General features: G+C 69.1%; 21 protein-coding genes. 11 read left to right on the forward strand and 10 right to left on the reverse strand.

Annotated features, from left to right (window positions below; all coding sequences use genetic code 11):
• Complete coding sequence (locus ACT3SZ_RS08595) at positions 1–252, reverse strand: acetyl-CoA carboxylase subunit (protein ID WP_444618141.1); 252 nt, start codon at positions 250–252, stop codon at positions 1–3.
• A gap of 12 nt (positions 253–264) precedes the next feature.
• Positions 265–1,881: an acyl-CoA carboxylase subunit beta gene (locus ACT3SZ_RS08600; RefSeq protein ID WP_444618142.1), complete on the reverse strand. Its 1,617-nt coding sequence runs from the start codon at positions 1,879–1,881 to the stop codon at positions 265–267.
• A 98-nt stretch (positions 1,882–1,979) separates the two neighbouring features.
• On the opposite strand from ACT3SZ_RS08600, the gene ACT3SZ_RS08605 reads away from it, so the two are divergent.
• The 5 genes from ACT3SZ_RS08605 to ACT3SZ_RS08625 all read left to right on the forward strand — a co-directional run bounded on the left by ACT3SZ_RS08605 (position 1,980) and on the right by ACT3SZ_RS08625 (position 6,363).
• Positions 1,980–2,897 carry a biotin--[acetyl-CoA-carboxylase] ligase gene (locus ACT3SZ_RS08605; RefSeq protein WP_444618143.1) on the forward strand — a complete coding sequence of 306 codons (918 nt, stop codon included), beginning with the start codon at positions 1,980–1,982 and terminating at the stop codon, positions 2,895–2,897.
• A gap of 13 nt (positions 2,898–2,910) precedes the next feature.
• Positions 2,911–3,474: a PH domain-containing protein gene (locus ACT3SZ_RS08610; protein WP_444618144.1), complete on the forward strand. Its 564-nt coding sequence runs from the start codon at positions 2,911–2,913 to the stop codon at positions 3,472–3,474.
• A gap of 69 nt (positions 3,475–3,543) precedes the next feature.
• Positions 3,544–4,749 carry a 5-(carboxyamino)imidazole ribonucleotide synthase gene (locus tag ACT3SZ_RS08615; RefSeq protein ID WP_444618343.1) on the forward strand — a complete coding sequence of 402 codons (1,206 nt, stop codon included), beginning with the start codon at positions 3,544–3,546 and terminating at the stop codon, positions 4,747–4,749.
• Positions 4,750–4,825: 76 nt separating this feature from the next.
• Positions 4,826–5,302, forward strand: a complete 477-nt coding sequence (gene purE / locus ACT3SZ_RS08620; RefSeq protein ID WP_075811356.1) for a 5-(carboxyamino)imidazole ribonucleotide mutase — start codon at positions 4,826–4,828, stop codon at positions 5,300–5,302.
• Positions 5,303–5,313: 11 nt separating this feature from the next.
• Positions 5,314–6,363, forward strand: coding sequence for a YdcF family protein (locus ACT3SZ_RS08625; protein WP_444618145.1), 1,050 nt, complete (start codon positions 5,314–5,316; stop codon positions 6,361–6,363).
• A 7-nt stretch (positions 6,364–6,370) separates the two neighbouring features.
• Here the strand turns inward: ACT3SZ_RS08625 and ACT3SZ_RS08630 are convergent, their stop codons facing one another.
• The 5 genes from ACT3SZ_RS08630 to ACT3SZ_RS08650 form a co-directional block, all read right to left on the reverse strand.
• Entirely contained in the window at positions 6,371–6,577 is a 207-nt protein-coding gene (locus ACT3SZ_RS08630) for a hypothetical protein (RefSeq protein WP_444618146.1), read from the reverse strand.
• Positions 6,574–7,392 carry a carbohydrate ABC transporter permease gene (locus ACT3SZ_RS08635; RefSeq protein WP_301442601.1) on the reverse strand — a complete coding sequence of 273 codons (819 nt, stop codon included), beginning with the start codon at positions 7,390–7,392 and terminating at the stop codon, positions 6,574–6,576. Before ACT3SZ_RS08635 ends, ACT3SZ_RS08630 begins: the two co-directional genes overlap by 4 nt.
• On the reverse strand, positions 7,392–8,468 hold the full coding sequence (locus tag ACT3SZ_RS08640; RefSeq protein ID WP_444618147.1) for a carbohydrate ABC transporter permease: 1,077 nt from the start codon (positions 8,466–8,468) through the stop codon (positions 7,392–7,394). The genes ACT3SZ_RS08635 and ACT3SZ_RS08640 overlap by 1 nt, the downstream gene beginning before the upstream one ends.
• A 103-nt stretch (positions 8,469–8,571) precedes the next feature.
• Positions 8,572–9,843: an ABC transporter substrate-binding protein gene (locus tag ACT3SZ_RS08645; RefSeq protein WP_444618148.1), complete on the reverse strand. Its 1,272-nt coding sequence runs from the start codon at positions 9,841–9,843 to the stop codon at positions 8,572–8,574.
• A gap of 166 nt (positions 9,844–10,009) precedes the next feature.
• Positions 10,010–11,074, reverse strand: coding sequence for an ABC transporter ATP-binding protein (locus ACT3SZ_RS08650; protein ID WP_444618149.1), 1,065 nt, complete (start codon positions 11,072–11,074; stop codon positions 10,010–10,012).
• Between the two features lie 65 nt (positions 11,075–11,139).
• On the opposite strand from ACT3SZ_RS08650, the gene ACT3SZ_RS08655 reads away from it, so the two are divergent.
• The 5 genes from ACT3SZ_RS08655 (at position 11,140) to ACT3SZ_RS08675 (ending at position 15,543) form a co-directional block, all read left to right on the forward strand.
• Complete coding sequence (locus tag ACT3SZ_RS08655; protein WP_444618344.1) at positions 11,140–12,453, forward strand: sensor histidine kinase; 1,314 nt, start codon at positions 11,140–11,142, stop codon at positions 12,451–12,453.
• Between the two features lie 50 nt (positions 12,454–12,503).
• Positions 12,504–13,253 (forward strand): response regulator, encoded by a 750-nt coding sequence (locus tag ACT3SZ_RS08660; protein ID WP_444618150.1) that lies wholly within the window; start codon positions 12,504–12,506, stop codon positions 13,251–13,253.
• A 78-nt stretch (positions 13,254–13,331) separates the two neighbouring features.
• Positions 13,332–14,297: an ATP-binding cassette domain-containing protein gene (locus tag ACT3SZ_RS08665; RefSeq protein ID WP_444618151.1), complete on the forward strand. Its 966-nt coding sequence runs from the start codon at positions 13,332–13,334 to the stop codon at positions 14,295–14,297.
• Between the two features lie 6 nt (positions 14,298–14,303).
• Positions 14,304–15,056 (forward strand): ABC transporter permease, encoded by a 753-nt coding sequence (locus ACT3SZ_RS08670; protein ID WP_444618152.1) that lies wholly within the window; start codon positions 14,304–14,306, stop codon positions 15,054–15,056.
• Positions 15,057–15,066: 10 nt separating this feature from the next.
• Complete coding sequence (locus ACT3SZ_RS08675; RefSeq protein WP_444618153.1) at positions 15,067–15,543, forward strand: hypothetical protein; 477 nt, start codon at positions 15,067–15,069, stop codon at positions 15,541–15,543.
• On the opposite strand, the gene ACT3SZ_RS08680 is transcribed toward ACT3SZ_RS08675, so the two are convergent.
• Both ACT3SZ_RS08680 and ACT3SZ_RS08685 read right to left on the reverse strand, forming a co-directional pair.
• Positions 15,530–16,246: a TIGR03089 family protein gene (locus ACT3SZ_RS08680; RefSeq protein ID WP_444618154.1), complete on the reverse strand. Its 717-nt coding sequence runs from the start codon at positions 16,244–16,246 to the stop codon at positions 15,530–15,532. The genes ACT3SZ_RS08675 and ACT3SZ_RS08680 overlap by 14 nt on opposite strands.
• A 40-nt stretch (positions 16,247–16,286) precedes the next feature.
• Positions 16,287–16,871, reverse strand: a complete 585-nt coding sequence (locus ACT3SZ_RS08685; RefSeq protein WP_444618155.1) for a VanZ family protein — start codon at positions 16,869–16,871, stop codon at positions 16,287–16,289.
• A gap of 34 nt (positions 16,872–16,905) precedes the next feature.
• Here ACT3SZ_RS08685 and ACT3SZ_RS08690 point away from each other — a divergent pair, with 34 nt between their 5' ends.
• Complete coding sequence (locus ACT3SZ_RS08690; RefSeq protein ID WP_444618156.1) at positions 16,906–18,774, forward strand: bifunctional ADP-dependent NAD(P)H-hydrate dehydratase/NAD(P)H-hydrate epimerase; 1,869 nt, start codon at positions 16,906–16,908, stop codon at positions 18,772–18,774.
• A 13-nt stretch (positions 18,775–18,787) separates the two neighbouring features.
• Here ACT3SZ_RS08690 and ACT3SZ_RS08695 read toward each other — a convergent pair whose 3' ends face one another.
• Positions 18,788–20,740, reverse strand: coding sequence for an LCP family glycopolymer transferase (locus ACT3SZ_RS08695; protein WP_444618157.1), 1,953 nt, complete (start codon positions 20,738–20,740; stop codon positions 18,788–18,790).
• Positions 20,741–20,791: the final 51 nt, after the last annotated feature.

The following is a 20,791-nucleotide window of genomic DNA, read 5'->3' on the forward strand; positions in this document are numbered from 1 at the left end:
TCAGGCACGGAATCCGGTGGGGTTGAAGTTCCGTGCCCCGCTGAGCCGTTCGCCGGGGGCTCCCCAGGTGCCGCGGGGGGTGGTGCGGGCGCGCAGGCGGTTGATCTCACGGGGGTCGGCGCCGGTGCCAGAGGAGGCGGACTCGGCGACGAGGACGGCCAGGGCGCGGGCGATGGCCTCGGACTCGACCTCATCGGGATGTCCCTTGAGAACGGTGAAGGGCACCGGGGTATCGGTGGCGGGGTTTGTCATGGTCGTCTCCTCCTACAGCGGCAGGTTGCCGTGCTTGCGGGCGGGGCTGTCGACGACCTTGCGCTCCAGCAGGCCAAGACCGTCGATGAGCCGGGCGCGGGTCTGCGACGGGGGGATCACCGCGTCGACGTAGCCACGCTCGGCGGCGGCGTACGGGTTGACCAGGTTATTCTCCACCTCGTCGGTGAGCTCCACGGTGAGGGCGTCGACGTCCTTGCGGCGCTTCTCGGCCTTGGCCAGGGTCTCGGCGTGCACGGCGGCGACGGTGTTCTGGGCGTCGGCGTTGGAGATCTGCGCGCTCGGCCAGGCGAAGACGAGGTCGGCGCCGATGTTCTTCGAGCCCAGGGCCACGTAGGACGTCCCGTAGGCCTTGCGCGTCACCACGGTGACGATGCCCACGCTGGCCTCCGCCACGGCGTACAGCAGCGGCGCGGAGTTGCGCAGCAGGCCACCGCGCTCCTCGTCCTTGCCGGGCATGAAACCGGGGGAGTCCACCAGGAAGACCAGCGGGAGGTTGAAGGCGTCGCAGGTGCGGACGAAGCGGGCGGCCTTGCGCGCCGCCGCGGCGTCCAACGCGCCAGCGAGCACCATCGGCTGGCTGGCGACGACGCCGACGCTGCGTCCGGCGACGCGGGCGAAGCCGGTCAGCACGTTGCCGGCGTAGTCCGGCTGCAGCTCCAGGAAGGACCCCTCGTCGACGATGCCGGCGAGGACGTCGGCCACGTCGTAGCCGGCCAGCGGGGAGTCCGGGATCACGGAGTCCAGGGCCTCGGTCGCAGAAGAGGCCGCAGCGTCTGAAGCGTCCCCAGCGTCCTCGCCAAAGGGCACCACCGAGCGGTTATTGGACGGCAGCTGCGACAGCGCGGCCTGCACGAAGTCCAGGGCGGCGCGGTCGTCGGCGGCGGTGTGGTGCGAGGTGCCCGTCACGGCGGCGTGCACGGCGGCGGAGCCCAGGTCGTCGGCGGTGACGTCCTCACCGACGACACGGCGGGTGATCTCCGGGTCGGTGAGGTACAGCGACGAGGAACCGTCCACCATTACGACCAGGTCGGCGAGTACCGGCTGGTGCGCCTCGGTACCGGCCGTCGGCCCGGCGATCACCGAGATCTGCGGCACCACACCGGACATGCTGGTGCGCAGCCGGTACAGGCGTGCGGCCATGCCCAGCGACACCACGCCCTCCTTCACCCGCGCGCCGGTGGAATCGTGCACGCCCACCAGCGGCACGCCCGAGCGCAGCGCCAGCTCCATAACCTTGACCAGTTTCTCGGCGTGCACCTCGCCCACGGTCCCGTCGAAGACGGTGCCGTCCTGCGAGAACACGCACACCTGGCGTCCGTCCACGGTGCCGTAGCCGGTGACCACGCCGTCGGACACAGGACGCGACCGGTCCATGCCGTAGGCGTTGGCGCGGTGGCGTGCCAGGGCGTCGATCTCGACGAAGGAGCCGTCGTCCAGGAGGTGATCGACCCGCTCGCGGGCGGTGAGCCGTCCGGCCCCGTGGATGTCCGCGACGGCCTCGTCGCCGACCGGGGCGGACGTCTCCTCGAGACGGATACGGAGATCCTCGAGTTTCCCTGCGGTGGTAGACGTGTCGACCTGGCGCGGGGCGGGGGTGGGTGAAGTCATGGCCTACAGTCTAGGAGCAAACCGGTCCAGAAGTCCTCACCGCCCGGCCTGTGTGGCCCACTCCGCTGTCCGGGCGCGGGCGCGTTATCCTTGTGGCCATGACAGGTGCCCCGTCCGAATCCGTTGCTCCCGGGAACTCCCGTGCCCCGCTGGACGCGTCCCGCCTTAGCCGTCTCGTGGCGGACGGTTCGGGGCCAGGCGCAGGCCCGCTGACCGTGGTCGGCACCACCGGCTCCACCAACGCGGACCTGGCGGACGCCTACCGCGCCAACCCGGACATCGCTGATCGTTCGGTGATTCTGGCGGAGGAGCAGGTCACCGCCCGGGGACGGCTGGGACGCCGCTGGTCGGCGCCGGCGGGCGCGCAGGTGATCATGAGCGTGCTGCTGCGTCCGTCCGCCCAGGACGTACCGGTGGATCGCTTCGGCGAGTTGCCGCTGCTGGTCGGGGTGGCTGTGGCGGAGGCGGCGCGCAGCGTGGGGGTGGATGCGCAACTGAAGTGGCCGAATGACGTGATCGTGCCGGAAGCCCCCGGCGAGCGCACCCCGCACGGCTACCGCAAGTTGGCCGGTATCCTCGTCGAGGCGGTGAGTACCAACCCGGCAGCCGTGGTGGTGGGCGTGGGGTTGAACGCCTCGATCACCCCGGAAGAGTTCGACGAGGCTGGAGTCGAGGCCGGTACGTCCCTGACCACGCAGGGGGCGTCGCTGGATTCTGTGGAGGACCGCGAACGCCTCGCCGCCGCGGAGTTGCGGAGCATTCTTGCTGCGGACGCGGCGTGGCGCTCCGGTGGGGCGGCGCTGGACGATCTGCGCCGCCGCTACCGGGAACTGTCGGCGACCTTGGGCACGCGCGTGCGTGCGGAACTGCCGGGTGGGCAGGAGCTCACCGGCACGGCCGTGGACCTGGACGCCCACGGTGGGCTCGTTATAAAGACATGCGAGACAGGCACAGGCGAGCGGCACACCGTCACCGCCGGCGACGTGGTGCACCTGCGCCCCGTCGGACGCGAGTAGGGGAGCGCGGGTCGTGCCGAAGATCCAGTTCGCCCCGGATGAAGAAGTTTTCGCCGAGCTCAGCCCGTCGCGGCGCAGCACGCTATTTCCTGTCCTGGAGCTCATCCTGGTCACCGGGTTGATTTGGCTTGCTGTAGGACTGATCGACTCCTATCTCGGCGGGCTGGCGACCTCGTGGGTCGGCTATGTGCCGGACAATATCGGCGACGTCCCGTCCCTGGTCAGCGAGGCGGACGCGTCCACGGCGACTGCGGCCTTGTGGGCGCGCCGGGCGCTGCTGGTGCTGTGGGTGTGGCTGGCGTGGCGGCGGTGCCTGCGTCATCTGTTGTTCCGCCAGCGCAGCCGGATGATGCTCACCGACCGCCGGCTGATCACCGCGACGGGGCATCTGCGCAGCCAGGTCGGCGAGGTGCCGTTGGCGCAGATCGTGGACGTGAACGTGCACAAGTCGGAGGTGCGGGTGTTTCTACGTGGCGGTGGGCGTCCGCTGGTGCTGCGCGACGTCCCCTACGCCCGCCGATTCGCCCGCCTCGTGCGCTCCCACATCCCGGTGAACCTGCCGCGGCCGCTATACTGAACCACCGTGACTGACGAGCAGAAGAACCTGGAACTTACACTCGCCCGCCCGGAGGCGCACGCCCCGGACATGCCGCTGGTCACCATCATTGGTGATGGCCAGTTGGCCCGGATGATGCAGCAGGCCGGCATTGAATTGGGGCTCACCGTGCGGCTGCTCGCCGGCTCGGGGGCGTCCTCGGCGTCGCAGGCGACGGCGGACGTGTGGCTGGGGGAGTACACGCGGGAGGACGTGGTCCGCGCCGTGTCGGACGGCGCGGATGCGGTGACCTTCGATCACGAGCACGTGCCGAACGCCTACCTCGAGGGCCTCATCGCCGAGGGCGTCAACGTGCAACCCCAGCCCTCTGCGCTGATCAATGCGCAGGACAAGCTCGTCATGCGCAAGCGCATGCGCGAGATCGGCGCCCCGGTGCCGCCGTTCCTGGCGGTGGAGACGGTGGAGGACGCCACCGGTTTCTGGGACGCCACCGACGGTGCCGTGTGCCTGAAGGCCCGCCGTGGCGGCTATGACGGCAAGGGTGTGTGGTTCCCCGGCTCGCGTGAGGAGACCGCCACGCTGGTCGCCGAACTGCTCGCGCAGGACGTCCCGCTGATGGCGGAGAAGAAGGTGCGTCTGGTGCGCGAGCTCTCGGCGATGGTGGCGCGCACCCCGTCCGGCGAGGTCGCGTCCTGGCCGGTGGTGGAGTCCGTGCAGGCCGACGGGATCTGCTACCTGGCGGTGTCGCCGGCGCCGGTGGCGTCGGACGGCCAGGCGCGTGTGGTGGCCCAGGCGCATGACCTGGCCCGCGAGGTTGCCGCGGAGCTCGGCGTCACCGGCGTGCTTGCGGTGGAGCTCTTCGAGACCGAGGACGAGGCCGGGCAGCCGGAGATCATCGTCAATGAACTGGCCATGCGACCGCACAACACCGGGCACTGGACGCAGGACGGCTGCGTCACGAGCCAGTTCGAGCAGCACCTGCGCGCCGTGCTGGACCGCCCGCTGGGCTCCACCGAACAGCTCACCGGTGCGACAGTGATGGCCAACGTCCTGGGGCACGACGAGGCGGACCCGCAGATGCCGATGCCGCAGCGCATGGACGAGGTATGGCGCCGCTTCCCGACGGCGAAGATCCACCTCTACGGCAAGGACTGGCGGCCGCGCCGCAAGATCGGGCATGTGAACATGTCCTTGCCCTTCGGGCAGGACGCCACGGCCGATGCGGTGGAGGCGCTGCGTCGCGACGCGCGCCTGGCGTCCGACTTCCTGGTGACGGCGCGCTGGACGGACGCCTGACGGAGTAGGATCGGTCGGCGTGACTATCGAGAGCAGTGAACACAACGCAGCACCGACCCCGCTGGTCGGCATCGTGATGGGGTCGGACTCCGACTGGCCGACCGTGGAGCCTGCTGCGCAGGTCCTGGCGGAGTTCGGAGTCCCGATGGAGATCGGTGTGGTGTCCGCGCACCGCACCCCCGAGCGGATGCTGGACTACGCCCGCGCGGCCCACACCACCGGGGTGAAGGTGATCATCGCCTGTGCCGGCGGTGCCGCCCACCTGCCCGGCATGGTCGCCGCGGCCACCCCGCTGCCGGTGATCGGTATCCCGCGGGCGCTGAAGAACCTCGACGGGCTTGATTCACTGCTGTCGATCGTGCAGATGCCGGCCGGTGTGCCCACCGCCACGGTGTCCATCGACGGGGCGAAGAACGCCGGCCTGCTGGCCGTGCGCATGTTGGGGGTGGCCGATCCCCGTCTGCTGGAGGGCATGGTCGCCTACCAGGAGCGGATGCGCGATGAGGTGCTGGAGAAGGACCACCGCCTCAAGCAGCAGTTGATGGGGGAGTAGGAACCGCCTGCATGTCGGGAATGCTGCTGGTCACTCTCCTCGTCGCGGTGGCGGTCGCCGCCACGGCGTGGACGGTGAAGTCGCGGTCGCGCTGGCACGGCAACGGGCTGATGGTGCTGCTCGTCGCCGAATTGATGTGGGCGTGGCTGATCGTCGCCGCCCAGGGCGGTGGTTTCCCGGTACCCGTGTGGATCGCGTGGGGTATCTCGCAGCTGCTCGTGACGGGTGTGGGGTGGGTCGTTGCCCGATGGATGGGGGACGCCCTGCCCGGCGTCGACGGTCGCGGCTGGTTCCACCTGAGCACCGTGGTCGCCGCGGCGATGATGCTCACCCTCGGACTCGGCAGTGCCGCCCTGGCCACAGCCGCGTGGCATACGTGGCGCGGCTGGGGTCCGGGCGTGAGCGATGCTCTCATCGTGCTCACCGTGCTGGGCGCCGCCGGGGTGGTGCTCTGGATTGCTGCAGTGGGCTCGATGGTGTTGTTCCTGTGGCAGGTTCGTAGGGGACGTCACCGGCCGGTGCCGGTGGATTCCGGTGGCGCAGGTGCGGACGCCGTAGTCGTCCTCGGCGCAGGGCTCTACCACGACAAGGTCAGTGCCTTGCTGGCCTGCCGGTGCGACCGGGGTGCCGCAGCTTGGCGCACGCTCACCGACGCGGATCCGGGCACACGCGTGGAACTGATCGTCTCTGGCGGGATGGGGGAGGACGAACCGTGCACCGAGGCGGAGGCGATGCACCGTTACCTCGCGTCCCGCGGCTTCCCGCGTGAGGTGATCCTGGAGGAGCGTGACGCCACGGACACCACCGAGAATCTCCACTTCAGCCTCGACCTGCTGGCCGGCCAGGGGGTGCGTCACCCGTCGATCGTGGTGTGCACCTCGGACTTCCACGTGATGCGCACCGAACGCATCGTGGCGATGCTGCAGGAGGAGCGCGGTGGCAATGGCCGTCCCTTCGACGCGGTGGTGCTGGGGGCACCAACCCCCAAACCGTCGTTGCCAGCGGCGTATCTGCGCGAGTATGTGGCGCTGATGATTCACCGGGTGCTGGGGCGGGCCTGAGTCGGTGTCAGTCGTAGCGGCGCCACCGGCGCCACACCGCCCACGTGGCGAGGAGGAGGGCCGCCAGCAGCAGGGCAGGCCACACGGCCGGGTCGTCCTGCACGACATTCCACACCGCCTGGATGAGGGCCAGGACGCAGAAGAACGCCAGGAACCCGAGGATCGCTTCCAGGACGGTGCGTCGGCGGCGGTACTCGGAACTATCGGGGGTCACTTCACACCACCGGCGGTCAGGCCGGAGACGATGCGGCGCTGGAACACCAGCACCATGACCACCAGCGGGATGGTCACCAGCGCGCCGGCGGCCATCGTGGCGGCGTAGGGGAACTGGAAGGCGCTCGCTCCGGTGAAGCGGGCGATGGCCACCGTCACCGGCTCGGTCGAGGTGGTGGACAGTTGCTTGGCCAGCATGAACTCATTCCACGTGGCGATGAACGCCAGGATCGCGGTGGTGAACAGTGCCGGGGCGGCGAGCGGCAGGATGACCTTGCGGAAGGCCAGGCCTCGCGAGGCCCCGTCCACCCGGGCAGCCTCTTCGAGCTTCCATGGCAACTCGCGGAAGAACGAGGTCAACGTGTACACGGTCAGCGGCAGGACGAAGGAGATATTCGGGATGATCAACGCCTGGTAGGTGCCGATCCAGCCGATATTGCTGAACAGCTGGAACAGCGGGGTAACCAGGGCGATGCCGGGGAACATCGAGGCGGCGAGGATGATGCCAGTGACGAACCCCTTGCCGCGGAAGTCCACGCGTGCCAGGGCGTAGGCGGTGAACACGCCGACGACCAGGGCGATGGCGGTGGTCGCCACACCGATGATCAGGCTGTTGCCGATGGCGCGCAGGAAGTTATTGCCCGCGTCGGTGGCCAGCGCATCCTTGAAATTGTCCAGGGTGAGGTGGCTGGGCACCGGGTTGGTGGAGAAGGTGTGGGCCTTGTCGCGGAAGGCGGTGACCACCATCCAGTAGAACGGGGCGAGCGCCCAGACCAGGATGACCAGCACAGGCAGATAGTTGCGGACGACCTTCATCATCGGGTGGCCTCCGGGGTTTCTTCAGGGCGTGCTTCAGGGGACTTCTGGGAGGTTTTTGGGGGCGGCCCGGACGGATCATCCGGGGCTCGTCGACGCCCGAACAACCCTCTGCGACCTGTGCGCGGCATATTCTGCGTGCCGGCGACATCGGCACCGAGGAACTTCACCATCACGAAAGCCACGGCGAAGATCAGCAGGAAGATCAAGGTGGACACCGCCGAGGCGGAGTTGAAATTGCCGGACTTGGTGTCGGTGATCACCAGCTGGCTGATCACAGCGGTGGGGGAGTTCGTCGACTCACTGATCATGATCACCGGCAGGTCGTACATGCGCAGTGCATCCAGCGTGCGGAACAGCACCGCCACCATCAGCGCCGGCTTGATCAGCGGCAGGGTGATGCGGGTGAACTGCTGCCAGCGCGACGCCCCGTCCACCCGCGCGGCCTCGTAGACCCCGCCGGGGACCATCTGTAGACCGGCGAGGATCAGCAGCGCCATGAACGGGGCGGTCTTCCAGACATCGGCGATGATCACGGCGAAGCGCGCGGCCCAGGGGTCGGTGGTCCAGGCGACGTTCAGGCCGAACAATGAGTTGACGATGCCGTCCGGTGCGAAGATGAACTGCCACAGCTTCGCCGTCACCGCCGTGGGAATCGCCCACGGGATCAGCACCGCAGCGCGCAGCAGGCTGCGTCCCCAGAAGGTCTTCGACATGGTGATCGCCATCCACAGTCCCAGGGCGGTCTCCAGGGCCACGGTGACCACCACGAAGAACAGGGTGATCCACAAGGCCGGCCAGAAGTCCGTGGCCAGGTTGCCTGGGGCACAGGTGGTGGCCTCGCCGGTCGGCGACATGCAGCGCTGGGTCAGCCAGTACAGGTAGTGGTCCAGCCCGGCGAATCCGCCGTCCACGAACATGCCGGTGTCCGGGTCGAGATGCCGGTCGGCCTGGAAGGACAGGTAGATCGCGCGCAGGATCGGATAGCCGATGACCACGGCGAGGAGCGCGATACTGGGGCCGACGAGCCACGCGGCGCGCAGGTCACGCTTCTTCTGGGGAGTTGCGGAAGTCACAGGGTGAACCTTATCGGTAAAACGCGACGCCCGGAATACCGTCGACGGGGTGCGACGGCAACCGGGCGCTGCGGGTCTGGCGGGGAGGAGAGCGGGACCGTGATTATCCGGTCACGTTGGCGATGGCGGACTCCATGTCGTTCGTCGCATCCTCGACGCTCTTGCCACCGGTGATGGCGGCGTAGGCGTTGTCCTGGACGGCCTTGGACAGCGAGTCATAGGACGGGGACACCGGGCGCGGCTCGGCGTTCTCCAGAGACTCCTTCAGGGCCGGGAGGTAGGGGAATTCCTCGATCAGCGACTCATCGTCGTAGATGGAGGACAGCACCGGCGGGAAGGACTCCTCGGCGAAGGAACGCTGGTTCTCCTCGCTGATGATGAACTGCATGAAGTCCAGGGCGGTGGCCTTGTTCTCCGAGTTCACGTTGATGCCGTTGTTGTAGCCGCCCAGGGTGGAGACACCCACCCCGTCCTTGCCGACGAGAGGCTGGACCTCGACCTTGCCGGCGACGGCGGAGCCCTCGGCCTCTGCCTCGCCGTACATGTACGGCCAGTTGATCGCCATGGCGTTCTGCCCCTGGGTGAAGCTCAGGTTCGTCTCTTCCTCGGTCGCGCCGGTGGAGGAGCGGGAGATCGTGCCGTCCTCGTAGGCGTCGACCAGGGCCTGCAGGCCCTCGCGGGACTCGTCCGAGGTCACGGTGACGTCACCGTTCTCGTCGAGGATGCCGCCACCCCAGCCGCTCATGAAGCCGGCGGTGGAGACCGTGAGTCCCTCATACTGCTTGAGCTGGGTGATCAGGCAGTCGTTGTTGTCCTCGGTGACCTCTTCACAGGAGGAGACCACGTCGTCCCAGTTCTCCGGAGCCTCGGGCACCATGTCGGTGTTGCGGTACAGCAGCTGGCCGTTGGTGTTCTGCGGCAGCGCGTAGAGCACATCGTTGTAGGTGGCGGAGTCCACGGTGGCTTCCAGCAGGCCATCGGTGGAGACCTCGAGGTCGTCCTGCAGCGGGGCGAGCCAGCCCTGCGCGGCGAACTGCGCGGTCCAGACCACGTCGAGCGCCATCACGTCGATGTCGGAGGAACCAGCCTGCAGGGACTGCACGAGGGTGTCGCGCTGGGCGTCCGCCTCACCGGCGAGCTCTTGGAGGGTGACCTGCTCGTCCGGGTTATCTTCGTTCCACTTGTCGATGATGGGGCGAAGCTTGTCGGTGTCGTTCTTGCCCATCGCGAAGGTGATGGCGCCGCGGCCGTCGGAACCGCCGTTGCCCCCGTTCCCGTCGCTGCCGCCGTCGTCATCGGAGGAGCAGGACACCAGCGCTGCGCTGAGTCCGACGGCCGAGACACCGGCCAGGATCTTCTTTGAGAGGTTGGCCATGGCCCGAACCTTTCTACGTAGGTACGGCTCCGCACGACCACCGCCGACGGAACTCAACTGATGAAACGTCACCCCCACCGTGGCGGGCGGTGCATGGCACGCCGCCGGGCGGGTTCTTCGGTTGAGTGTAGTATCTGCGCACCGGATCCGGGGTGAAACGGGGGTGTCAGCTCACCCGCTGACCAGACACCGCATCGAAGAAATGCACCCGAGCAGTGTCGGTGTGGGTGAAGGAGACGCTCCCCCCGATGCGTGGGAGATCCGGTGCTTGCGCCTGCGACTTCGCCGTGACCTGACCGGCGGCGGTCTCGGCGTAGACGTTGGAGTCCGCGCCGAGCTCCTCGACGAGCGACACCGTCCCGCCGAGGCGGGCCCCGCCGTCCTGCCCGGCGCCGACCACCAGGTGCTCCGGACGCACCCCCACCAGCAGTTCGCCGGCGACCCCGTCGGGCCGTCGGACGCCGAGTCCGGCGAGTTCGTCCTGCCCGGCGGGCAGGGTGAGCAGATTCATCGCCGGGGAGCCGATGAACCCGGCGACGAAGGCGTTGACCGGCTCGTTGTAGAGCTTCTGCGGCGTGTCGACCTGCTGCAGTTGCCCGTCCTTGAGCACTGCCACGCGGTCACCCATGGTCATCGCCTCGACCTGGTCGTGGGTCACGTAGACCGTGGTCACGCCCAGATCGTGCTGCAGCTTCACGATCTGGGCGCGGGTCTGCACGCGCAGTTTCGCATCCAGGTTCGACAGCGGCTCGTCCATGAGGAACACCTGCGGCTCGCGCACGATTGCCCGGCCCATCGCCACGCGCTGCCGCTGACCGCCGGAGAGGTCCTTCGGCTTGCGGTCGAGGTAGTCGCCCAGGTCCAGCAGGTCGGCGGCGTGCTGCACACGCTCGGCGATCTCGGCCTTGGAGCGCTTGGCGATGGTCAGTGCGAACGCCATGTTCTCGCGCACGGACATGTGGGGGTAGAGGGCGTAGTCCTGGAAGACCATCGCGATGTCCCGGTCGCCGGGCTCGACACCGGTCACGTCCCGACCGCCGATGGTCACCGCGCCGGCACTCGTGGGTTCCAGGCCCGCCAGGGAGCGCAGGATCGTCGACTTTCCGCAGCCGGACGGCCCGACGAGCACGAGGAACTCGCCGTCGCCAATGGCGAGGTTGAGGTCCGGGACGGTGGGGGACTCGGCATCCGGGTACCGGATGTCCACATGCGAGAATTCGACGTCGGCCATGGTGGGGAATCATACCGCAGGACGATCCATCGCAGGTGGGGACTGCCGTAGGATCTGAGAACGTGATGGAACAGTCGGAAGCCGCCGCGACAACCCGCCCCCGGGAGCCGAGAGCCCCTCAGGCCCAGGCCGGGCCATTCTGGCGCGACCGGGGTCTGTGGCTCCAACTCGTCATCCAGTCGGCCATGTTCTTCCTGTTCGGCGCCTTGGACGCGGGAAATGCCTTCTCCTTCGGTAGCCCGGTACCGGCCTGGATCCTTGTGGTCGGCTACACCCTGGTGTTCGTGGGGCTGCTGGTGCAGCGGTGGCGGGCCGAACCGGGACTGGTCATGGTCGCCGTCGGTTTGCTCGCCGCGGGGGCCAGCCTCTCCGGCATCTACCTCCTGGCCTACCTCGTGGTCTGTTACGAGGCCTGGTTCGTCTCGGCGTTCGTCCGGCGTCGCCGACGAATGTGGCTGGTGTTCCTCGTCGCGGGTTCGGTCATCGCCGTGGTGGTCGTCAGTGTGGTGTCCGGCCTCGGCATGGCATGGGGCGCGTCGGCGGCCACCGTCGACCCGGCGGTGGAGCAGTACAGTCCGCCGCTGGTCCAGCTCCTGGTGATGTGTGTGGTGCTGGCCCTGCTCGCGGTGATCTCGATCGGCCTGTTCTGGCAGTTGGGCATGACTACGCGACGCCAGTACCAGCGCATGGAGTCCCTCGCCGCGCGGGCGGAGCTCGCCGCCGTCACCGAGCGCACGCGTATCGCCCGGGAGATGCACGATATCGTCGCCCACTCGCTCACCGCCGTCATCGCGCAGGCGGACGGCGGACGCTATGCGGGACGCCAGGATCCGGCCAAGGCTATCGAAGCGCTCGACACGATCAGCAGTACCGGACGCGACGCGCTGGCGCAGATGCGCCAGCTGCTCAGCGTCCTGCGTAGTGACGGTGGCGCAGGTGCCGGCGCAGGTGCCGGAAGCGCCGGCGACACCACGCGGGACACCACCGCCCCGCCCGGGGTGGCAGGGGTTCCGGGGCTGGTGGAGGACGCTCGCCGCTCCGGTCTCACCGTGGACTACCAGGTCCTCGGCGTGCCCGCCGACGTGGACGTCGCCACGGGTCTCACGGTGTACCGCACCGTGCAGGAGTGCCTGACGAATATCCTCAAGCACGCCGGGCCGACCCGCGCCCGCGTGCTGGTCGACTGGAACGTGCCCGGCAAGATCCACCTCACCGTGGACAATGCGCCGGGGACCGGGCTGATCGACGGTAGTGGGTCTGGGGGGCAGGGGCTGGTCGGGTTGCGTGAACGTGCCCGCATCCACGGGGGCACGGCAGAATGGGGTGCGTCGGCGACATTCGTCGGCGGTTGGCGGGTCGACGTGGTGCTCGGCATCTGAGCAGGGCCCACGGGGCACAAGGTATGAGGTACGAGGAGCACGGGGAGAGCATGAGCGAACACACGATCACCGTCGGCCTGGCCGACGACCAGCAACTGGTGCGCGCGGGGTTCGGCATGGTGCTGGACTCGCAGCCGGACATCAGCGTCGTCTGGCAGGCGGTCGACGGGGCCGAGGCGGTGCGGATGGCCACGCAGCAGCCGGTGGACATGATCCTCATGGACGTGCAGATGCCGGAGCTCGACGGCATCGCCGCGACGAAGCAGATCGTGGACGCCGGTGTCGCGGGACCGTCCGGCGAGCCGACCAGGGTGGTGGTGCTGACCACCTTCGACAACGACGAGTATGTGATGGGCTCGATCACCGCCGGTGCCAGCGGCTTCCTGCTGAAGGACGCCGATCCTGAGGAGCTCATCGACGCCGTGCGCACCGTGGGGGAGGCGGAGGCGGTGATTTCGCCGAAGGCGACCGCGCGGCTGCTGCGCCAGGTCAGGGGAGGCGCGGCCCCTGAGTCGGCCCCCGAGACAGCCCCCGAAACCGCCCCGTTGGACGTCGCCGCGGCCGCCGCGGCCCTGAACCTGCCGGACCCGCTGACGCCACGTGAGCTGGAGATCCTCGTGCTCGTGGCCCGCGGCTACTCCAACCCCGAGATCGCCCGTCGTCTGTTCGTCTCCCTACCGACGGTGAAGACGCATGTGGGACGGATCCTGGCGAAGACGGACTCGCGCGACCGGGTCCACGCGGTGCTCTTCGCCTTCAGCAATGGGCTGGTCGACCCGGTGCGCGTGCTGGAGGACTGACCCGAAAGACTGGCACCCGCCCGGATCTCATACCGTGGCACGATGCGAACACCGGTCGCAGGGGGCAGACTGACAGCCATGATCACAGTAGAAGGTTTGTCCAAGAGGTACGGACGGCAGGACGCCGTGAAGGACCTCACGTTCACCGTCCCGGACGCCGCGGTCACCGGCTTCCTGGGGCCCAATGGGTCGGGGAAGTCGACGTCGATGCGCTGCATGCTGGGGCTGGACAGTCCCACCGCAGGCCAGGCGCTGTTCAACGGTGAGCCGTTCGCGAAGGTCGCCGACAAGCCGTCGGTGGCCGGCGCGCTGCTGGAGGCGTCCTGGTTCACCCCCGCGCGCAGCGGACGCTCGCACCTGCGCGTCCTGGCCCGCGGCGCGGGCATCCCCGACTCTCGGGTGGAGGCGTGCCTGGAACTGGTGGGCCTCTCTGCGGTGGGCGGCAAGAAGGTCGGCGGTTACTCACTGGGCATGAAGCAGCGGCTCGGTCTGGCCGGTGCCCTGCTGGGCGATCCGTCGCACCTGATCCTGGACGAGCCGGTCAATGGTCTCGACCCGGAGGGCGTGAGCTGGATGCGGCACACCATCCGCGCACTCGCCGGCGAAGGCCGTGCGGTGCTGGTGTCCTCACACCTGCTCTCCGAGATGCAGCTCACCGCCGACCGGCTGGTGGTCATCGGCCGCGGTGAACTGATCGGCGAGTACTCGATGGAGGAGTTCCTCGCCGGCGGCAGCCGCGTGTCGGTGGAGACCGTCGACGCACGGTCCGCCGGGATCCTGGCGGACGCGCTGCGCAGCGCTGGTTTCGAGGCCGACTCCGGGGCCAGCTCCGGGGCCGGGCCGGGAACGGGCGCGCAGGACGTCGTCCTGACCGTCGCCGTCCCCGACGGCACGCAGGACGCGACGGTGCGTCGCGCCGTCGCGGAGACCGCGCTCACCAATGGCATCCCCGTCACCGCACTGGGTGTGGAGCACGACAACCTGGAGGCGCGCTTCCTTGAAGCGACGTCCGGGGCGCAGGAATACCGGACCGGAAGGAACTAGACAGACATGCCAACCACAACCTCATTGTTCAACGCCCTGCGCTCGGAGACCACCAAGGTCCTGAGCATGCGTTCGTCGCTGGTGTACGCGATCCTGATGGTCGGTTCACTCTTCGGCCCGGTCACCCTGTTCATGATCTTCTCCGATGCCTCCGATCCGGTCGTGGACTGGTCGCTGCTGTCCGTCGGCGCGATGATCTTCCAGGTCGTGGCGATTATCTTCGCCGCCGCGACCACCGCCGGCGATATCCGCAACAACATGCACGCCCAGGCGTTCCTCACCCAGGACAATCGGTCGCTCTGGATCCTGGCGAAGGTGATTGTCACGATGGTGTTCACCGCCGTGACCTACCTGGTGGGTACCGCGCTGGCTTTGGTGGCGGGCGTCGCCTTCGGTGGGAGCATGGAACTCGGCACTGATGCCGGGCAGTTCGGCGCGAACCTGCTGGGCTGCGTGGTCTTCGCCGCCATATCGGTGGGCCTGGCCGCAGTGATCCGCAGCCAGGTCGGCGCGGTCGCCCTGCCGATCGTGTGGCTCGTGGTCATCGAGGGCATGCTCGCCATGGCCACGGGACGCTATGAGTGGCTGCGTCCGGTCGTCGCCCTGGCCCCGGGACTGCGCCAGGGGCAGCTGGCCTACGGTACCGACCCCTATGAACTGGGGGTCAGCACCTGGGGCTGCTACGTGATCCTCATCGGCTGGGTCGTGGTGATGACCGGGCTCGGCCTGTGGCGCAACGCCCGGACCGATGTCCGGTAGCGTGTGCCCCATGGAGATATCGATCGGGGACACCGGCCGCACACTGACCCTCCCGGAGCACTGGCAGGATCTGGACACCGTCCCGGAGGACGCGCCGGGCACGGTGGCCTTCGGATATCGCACCTCCTCGAGTTTCGCCGCGGTGACTCTCGCCCCGCTCGACGGGCAGATGATGCCGATTGACCGCGAGGACGTGATCTCAGGGATCCGTCCGGCGCTGGAGGAGGCCGACGCCGAACTCGTCGACGTTGACGCTGGGGAGACCCCGTCGGGTGACCTGCTGGTCTACACGATCGTGCGCACCCCGGAGCCTCAGGAGGGCGAGGGCGTCGGGGAGGGCGACCAGCTGAATCTCACCCTGCACTTCGCCCTGGAGACCGGCGAGTACATGGCCCCCTATATGGTCCAGGGGTTCCTCCTGGGCGACCAGGACGAGGCCCTCGACCAGGCGCGCGACCTGGTCGAGCGGGTCATTACCGCGCAGTAACGGTGCCGCGCTCGATCTCGGCGAGGTGACGCAGCCGCTCGGCGGCATCGTCGGTGGAGGCCACCACGGAGCCACCGATGAACAGGGGGAGCAGGGTGTCGACCAGGCCATCGGCGTCCGCCCACGCGCCGGTGACCGATCGGATACCGGCGTCGAAGCGTCCGGCAGCACGCTCACGCAGTTGCGCCCCGGTCACCTCCGCACCGTCCACAGCGTGCAGCAGCACGGTCTCCGCGCCGTCTGGACCGCCGGTCTCCGGCCCGGCGTAGCGGTCGCCCTGCACCCGCAGTTCCGGGGAGAGGTCGGTGACCCCGAAGTCCACGTCCCCGCCGGCCTCGGCGACGCCGCGTCCGAAGGGGTCGGTGGAGAGCTGGAGGATTTCGGCGTCTGTGTCGGGATGTGCATCCGGGTCCGTGGTCACCACCGCGGCCGCTGATGCCGCGGCGGGGGCGTCCGGTGAGCACACCGCGACCCCGGCCCGCCAGCAGCCGACGACGATGGCGGCGGGCATCCAGTCCGCCGGGGCGTCCACCACGACCACGTCACCGGGGCCCAGCCCCAGCTGACCTGCCATGAGGTTGCCGCCCTTGGCGGCCCAGTTGGCCAGGGTGGCGGCGGAGAGTTCCATGCGCCCGGCGTCCGTGTAGGTCGTCAGGCGGGGGGAGGCGGCGTCGGTCGCGAGGAAGGGGGACAGCAGATCCATGGCGACCACACTAGCGGTAGCGTCCGGTCACCCAACGACCTCACCCAACAACTTTGTCCGGGTCGCCGAGCGCCGGGCCCAGGATCACCAACACCACGAAGACCAGCACCGCCAGCCCCACGGCCGCGGTGAGTACACTCTGCCACCTCTTCGACCACACCGGACGCGAGGCGAACCAGCAGGCGATCCAGGCGCCGAGGGCGGCACCGACGGTATTGCAGATCAGGTCGGTCACGTCCGAGCGTCCCAGGGAGAACACATACTGCGAGACCTCGATGCCCAGGCTGAACAGGGCGGCGATACCCACCGTCCACCTCCACCGGCACGACAGGACCATCAGCATCATGCCCAGCGGCACGAACAGGGCGAGGTTGCCGAGGATGTCGAAGACCCAGCCGAAAGTGGTCGAGGAGTCCTCGATGATGCCGAAGGGCATGAGGCGCAGCTGGCGGACCCGCTGGTTCTCCGGCTTCCACAGCAGCCCGATGGTGTAGAAGGACTTCAGCGTGGTCAGCGCCAGGATGACCCCCGCGTACCCGATCAGGGTCACCGTGACCCACGTCCGCCAGGGCGTGCGCACGGCAGGTTCCACTTTGGCGGGGGAGGGTACGGCGGTGGTGTCCATGCGAAGAAACATTACCGGGCCGTAGCGTGTGGGTATGAGTCAGCAGGAAGCGTCCCCGAGAAACTACGAGGTCCCGAGCGGTCTGCAGGGCGAGGTCTTCACCGTCGAGGAGGTCCGCGCCGCGGAGCGTCCGCTCCTGGAAGCGCAGGACGAGCCGGACGCGCTGATGCGCTCGGCGGCGTCGGCCGTGGCGCAGGCCGCGCGGGTGATGCTCGCCCGCGACAACCTGCTCAGCGCGGACGACCGGGTCCTGGTTGCCGCCGGTGGCGGCGGCAACGGCGGCGACGCCCTGTACGCCGCCGCGGAGCTGGCGGCCGAGGGATGGGCGGTGGACGCCGTCCTGTTCGGACGCGATGGGCGGGTGCACCGACCCGCGTTGGACGCTTTCCTCGCCGCCGGTGGCACCGTGGTCGAGCTGGACAGCGTCTGGCACCGTCCCTCGCGCCACCGGTTACTCATCGACGGGGTACTCGGCATCGGTGGGGACGGCGGTCTGTCGCAGGGGCCGGCGGTGCTCTTCGCCTACGCCGCGGCCTGGTTCGTGCCCGTGCTTGCCGTGGACGTGCCGTCGGGAATCGCCGCGGACACCGGCGCGACCCCGGCGATGATCGACGTGGAGGACCCGCCTGATCCCCGCGCCGAGGAGTGGAACATGCCGGGAATGACGGTGCTGATGCGGACCAGGGTGCCCGCACACGTCATCGCCGACGTGACCGTCACCTTCGGCGGGCTGCGCCGGGCGCACGCGGTGAGCGCCTACTGCGGGCAGGTGCTGCTCGCCGATGCGGGCCTGGATCCGGAGCGGACGATCTCCGCGGGGTTGTCCGGGACTGTGCGGGACAGGGCCAGGTTGTCGGTGAGCATCGGGCGTGCGGTGACCCCGGAGTGCGAACGCCCCATGGACGAGGAGTACGACATTGCCGAAACCCTGCTGACCGGGATCGGACGCGTCCATGCCGACGGCGCGCACGAGCCCGGCCCCTACGACGACAAGTACTCCGGCGGGGTGGTCGGCGTGTGCGCCGGCTCCGCGGAGTACCCGGGGGCTGGCGTGCTCACCACGACGGCGGCGGTACGGACCACCAGCTCGATGGTGCGCTACGTGGGGTTAGGCGGGGGAGATGCAGCGCAGACAGCCGCGGCGGAGGTCGTCCGTGCCTGCCCGGAGGTCGTGTGGTCGCCGGACGTGGCGCGCACCGGCCGCGTGCAGGCCTGGGTGGCGGGACCAGGAAGGGGCACCGGGGAGGACGCCGCGGGCGAACTCGCCGAACTGATCGCCCGCCCGGAACCGTTGGTGCTCGACGCCGACGCGATCACCCTGCTCGCCGGGCACGATGACGTGCGCACGGCGCTGCAAGGGAGGGCCCTGCGCGACGAGGCTCCGGCGGCCACGCTGCTGACCCCGCACGACGGCGAGTTCCGCCGGCTGGCCGAGATGTTCTCCGGGATCCCCGACCCCGAGGACGACCGGATCGGGGCGGTCGTGGCCTTGTCGGACGCGCTGAACTGCGCGGTGCTGCTCAAGGGCCGGCGCACGCTGATCACCGATGGTAGGTCGGTGTCCTGCATCGACGCCGGATCATCCTGGGGCGCGACTCCGGGGTCGGGGGACGTGCTCTCCGGGATCCTCGGGGCCCTGGCCGCGGAGAGTGAGGCGAAGTTCGGCGACGAGGCGATTGCTGCGAAGGGACATCCCTCATTGCCGGACGACGGGGACGGGCGTCGTCCCCGGTGGAACGGTGCCTTCCCCGCCTACGGGGCAGTGGCGTTGCATGCCGTGGCTGCCGAGTTGTCGGCCCGGACCCCGGCGGGGCACGCCTCGACGTCGGCGAGCCGTATCGCCGAGGCGATCCCCCACGCCGTGGCGTCCTGCGCCCCGGCCGTGAGGACGCGGCACTACTAGCAGCAGCGGGGGACTAGTTGATGCACATGGGGCCGTCGCCGCCGGCGTCGATCGCGCCACGGTCGCTGGTGGCGTCCGACTGCTCCGGGGTGCCGGTGTTGCCGACGGTCTCAGAGTCGTCGGTGTCGCCGGTGTCGCCGGATTCGGCGCCCTCAGCGCTCTCGTTCTCGCCGAGCACGTCGCCACCGGTGGCGTCCTCGCCGGGCGTGCCCACGTTGTCGGAACTGCCCGAACCATCAGAGGAGCTGGACTCGCCCACGGCGGGCAGCGGCTCGTCGATACCGGTCTCGGAGGTGCCGGGGCCGTTGTAGGTGCCGGACAGGGTCACCCTGATCTCGCCGGGCTCCAGGCTGGCGTCCTCGACCACGTCCAGGCCGCCGAGCTGGTCGGCCAGGCCGCGGGCGGCGGGGTCGTTCTCGTCGGCGACGTTGACCTGGCTCTCGGAGATGCCGGTCTCGGTGGCGTTGCCGACCTCACCCATGCCGTAGCCCGCACCGGAGACCAGATCGCCGACACGGGCGGCGAGCCCGCTGACACCGCTGGCGTTGTAGACCGAGACGGTCGACTCGGAGGGCTCGTAGTCCTCGATGTCGCTGGCGGAGTCTTCGGAGTCGGAGTCGGAGTCGCCGTCGTTGTCGTCGCTGCCGGAGCTCTCGCCCAGCAGGTCGTCGAAGAACGTGTGAACCTGGTTCTTGTCGATGGTGACCACCGACTCGCCGTAGTCGCCGGTGCCGTCGATGCTGGTCACCGGGATGGTCTGGAAGGTCACGTTGCCGCCGGCCAGGTTCTGCATCTGGGTGGCCATGCTCATCACGTCCCACCCCTCATCCAGGACAACGGAGTCCTCGATGGCGGTACGCAGTTTGTTCAACGCGGACGGGTTGGTCAGCGTCGAGGTGCTGAGCACCTTGTTTGCCAGGCTTGCCATGTAGACCTGCTGGCGGGTGATGCGGTCCAGGTCGCCGCGGGGCAGCTCGTGGCGCTGACGCACGAAACTCAGGGCGTTCTGGCCACTGAGCGTCTGTTCGCCGGCGGGGAACTTCGCCCCGGACAGCGGTTCGTCGACCGCGTTGTTGAGGCACACGTCCACCCCGCCCACGGCGTCGGTGAGACTCACGAAGCCCATCAGTCCGACCTCGGCGTAGTGGTCGACCTCGATGCCGGTCACGTCGGCGACGGTACCGATGAGAGCCTCGCGGCCCGCGTGGGAGGACTCGTTCTCGATCTCCTGCTCGTCGGGGGTCTCCCCGGCCGCGGCAGCCTCCTCCTGGAGTTCCTCGGTCTTGTAGAACTTGGTCTGCCCGTAGATCGCGTTGATCTTCTGGTTGCCGAGCTCCTCGCCGCCGTCGACGTAGGTGTCGCGCGGCAGAGACACGGCGGTGGCGGAGGATCCGTCGTCCGGCACACGGATGAGGATGATGGTGTCGGTGCTGGTGGTGTCCTCCTCGCCGGCGCGCAGCATGTCGATCTGCTCCTGGGACAGCGGCTCCCCGCGTGCGTTGGTGCGCGAGTCGATGCCGACCAGCAGGATGTCCGTCGCGCCGTCGGACTGGCTGCCCAGCCCGAGGCCGCCGGCCTGGCTGATGTCGCTGCCGAGATTGCCGACGGTGACGTAGCCGTAGCTACCGCCGGCGAGCATGATCGCCGACAGCAGGGCGAGGACCACCTTGACCGGTGTCGAGCCGAGCTGACGGTGCCCGGACGCGGCCTTGTCGGTGGACGCTCCGGCGACCGTGCGCGAGGAGCGACCTGCGTTGGTGCCGTCGGTCCGCCTGCCGTTGGAGGGACGGCTGTGACGGGCACGCCGCGGTTGACCGTCCGGCCCGGTCTGGCTGTTCTGGCTGGTCTGACTCGTCTGACGGGGCCTCTCGGCGCGAGGGGCCGCCTCGTCGCGGCGGTGGTGCCGGCCGCCCTGACGGGGGGAGTCTCCACGGTCGTTGCGCGGAGACCTGTCAGCGTCGCTCATTCCAGACCTTTCGGCGGGGTTCGTCGATGTGTACCCAAGCAGGTGTACTCA

Source organism: Corynebacterium sp. AOP40-9SA-29 (assembly GCF_052377405.1).
Classification (GTDB): domain Bacteria; phylum Actinomycetota; class Actinomycetes; order Mycobacteriales; family Mycobacteriaceae; genus Corynebacterium.

What these genes read in the sequence shown, in the direction of transcription:
- ACT3SZ_RS08595 (WP_444618141.1), bottom strand. Translation starts at nt 252, where the DNA reads ATGACAAACCCCGCCACCGATACCCCGGTGCCCTTCACCGTTCTCAAG.
- ACT3SZ_RS08600 (WP_444618142.1), bottom strand. Translation starts at nt 1,881, where the DNA reads ATGACTTCACCCACCCCCGCCCCGCGCCAGGTCGACACGTCTACCACC.
- ACT3SZ_RS08605 (WP_444618143.1), top strand. Translation starts at nt 1,980, where the DNA reads ATGACAGGTGCCCCGTCCGAATCCGTTGCTCCCGGGAACTCCCGTGCC.
- ACT3SZ_RS08615 (WP_444618343.1), top strand. Translation starts at nt 3,544, where the DNA reads ATGCCGCTGGTCACCATCATTGGTGATGGCCAGTTGGCCCGGATGATG.
- purE (WP_075811356.1), top strand. Translation starts at nt 4,826, where the DNA reads ATGGGGTCGGACTCCGACTGGCCGACCGTGGAGCCTGCTGCGCAGGTC.
- ACT3SZ_RS08625 (WP_444618145.1), top strand. Translation starts at nt 5,314, where the DNA reads ATGTCGGGAATGCTGCTGGTCACTCTCCTCGTCGCGGTGGCGGTCGCC.
- ACT3SZ_RS08635 (WP_301442601.1), bottom strand. Translation starts at nt 7,392, where the DNA reads ATGAAGGTCGTCCGCAACTATCTGCCTGTGCTGGTCATCCTGGTCTGG.
- ACT3SZ_RS08645 (WP_444618148.1), bottom strand. Translation starts at nt 9,843, where the DNA reads ATGGCCAACCTCTCAAAGAAGATCCTGGCCGGTGTCTCGGCCGTCGGA.
- ACT3SZ_RS08650 (WP_444618149.1), bottom strand. Translation starts at nt 11,074, where the DNA reads ATGGCCGACGTCGAATTCTCGCATGTGGACATCCGGTACCCGGATGCC.
- ACT3SZ_RS08655 (WP_444618344.1), top strand. Translation starts at nt 11,140, where the DNA reads ATGGAACAGTCGGAAGCCGCCGCGACAACCCGCCCCCGGGAGCCGAGA.
- ACT3SZ_RS08660 (WP_444618150.1), top strand. Translation starts at nt 12,504, where the DNA reads ATGAGCGAACACACGATCACCGTCGGCCTGGCCGACGACCAGCAACTG.
- ACT3SZ_RS08665 (WP_444618151.1), top strand. Translation starts at nt 13,332, where the DNA reads ATGATCACAGTAGAAGGTTTGTCCAAGAGGTACGGACGGCAGGACGCC.
- ACT3SZ_RS08670 (WP_444618152.1), top strand. Translation starts at nt 14,304, where the DNA reads ATGCCAACCACAACCTCATTGTTCAACGCCCTGCGCTCGGAGACCACC.
- ACT3SZ_RS08675 (WP_444618153.1), top strand. Translation starts at nt 15,067, where the DNA reads ATGGAGATATCGATCGGGGACACCGGCCGCACACTGACCCTCCCGGAG.
- ACT3SZ_RS08680 (WP_444618154.1), bottom strand. Translation starts at nt 16,246, where the DNA reads ATGGATCTGCTGTCCCCCTTCCTCGCGACCGACGCCGCCTCCCCCCGC.
- ACT3SZ_RS08685 (WP_444618155.1), bottom strand. Translation starts at nt 16,871, where the DNA reads ATGGACACCACCGCCGTACCCTCCCCCGCCAAAGTGGAACCTGCCGTG.
- ACT3SZ_RS08690 (WP_444618156.1), top strand. Translation starts at nt 16,906, where the DNA reads ATGAGTCAGCAGGAAGCGTCCCCGAGAAACTACGAGGTCCCGAGCGGT.
- ACT3SZ_RS08695 (WP_444618157.1), bottom strand. Translation starts at nt 20,740, where the DNA reads ATGAGCGACGCTGACAGGTCTCCGCGCAACGACCGTGGAGACTCCCCC.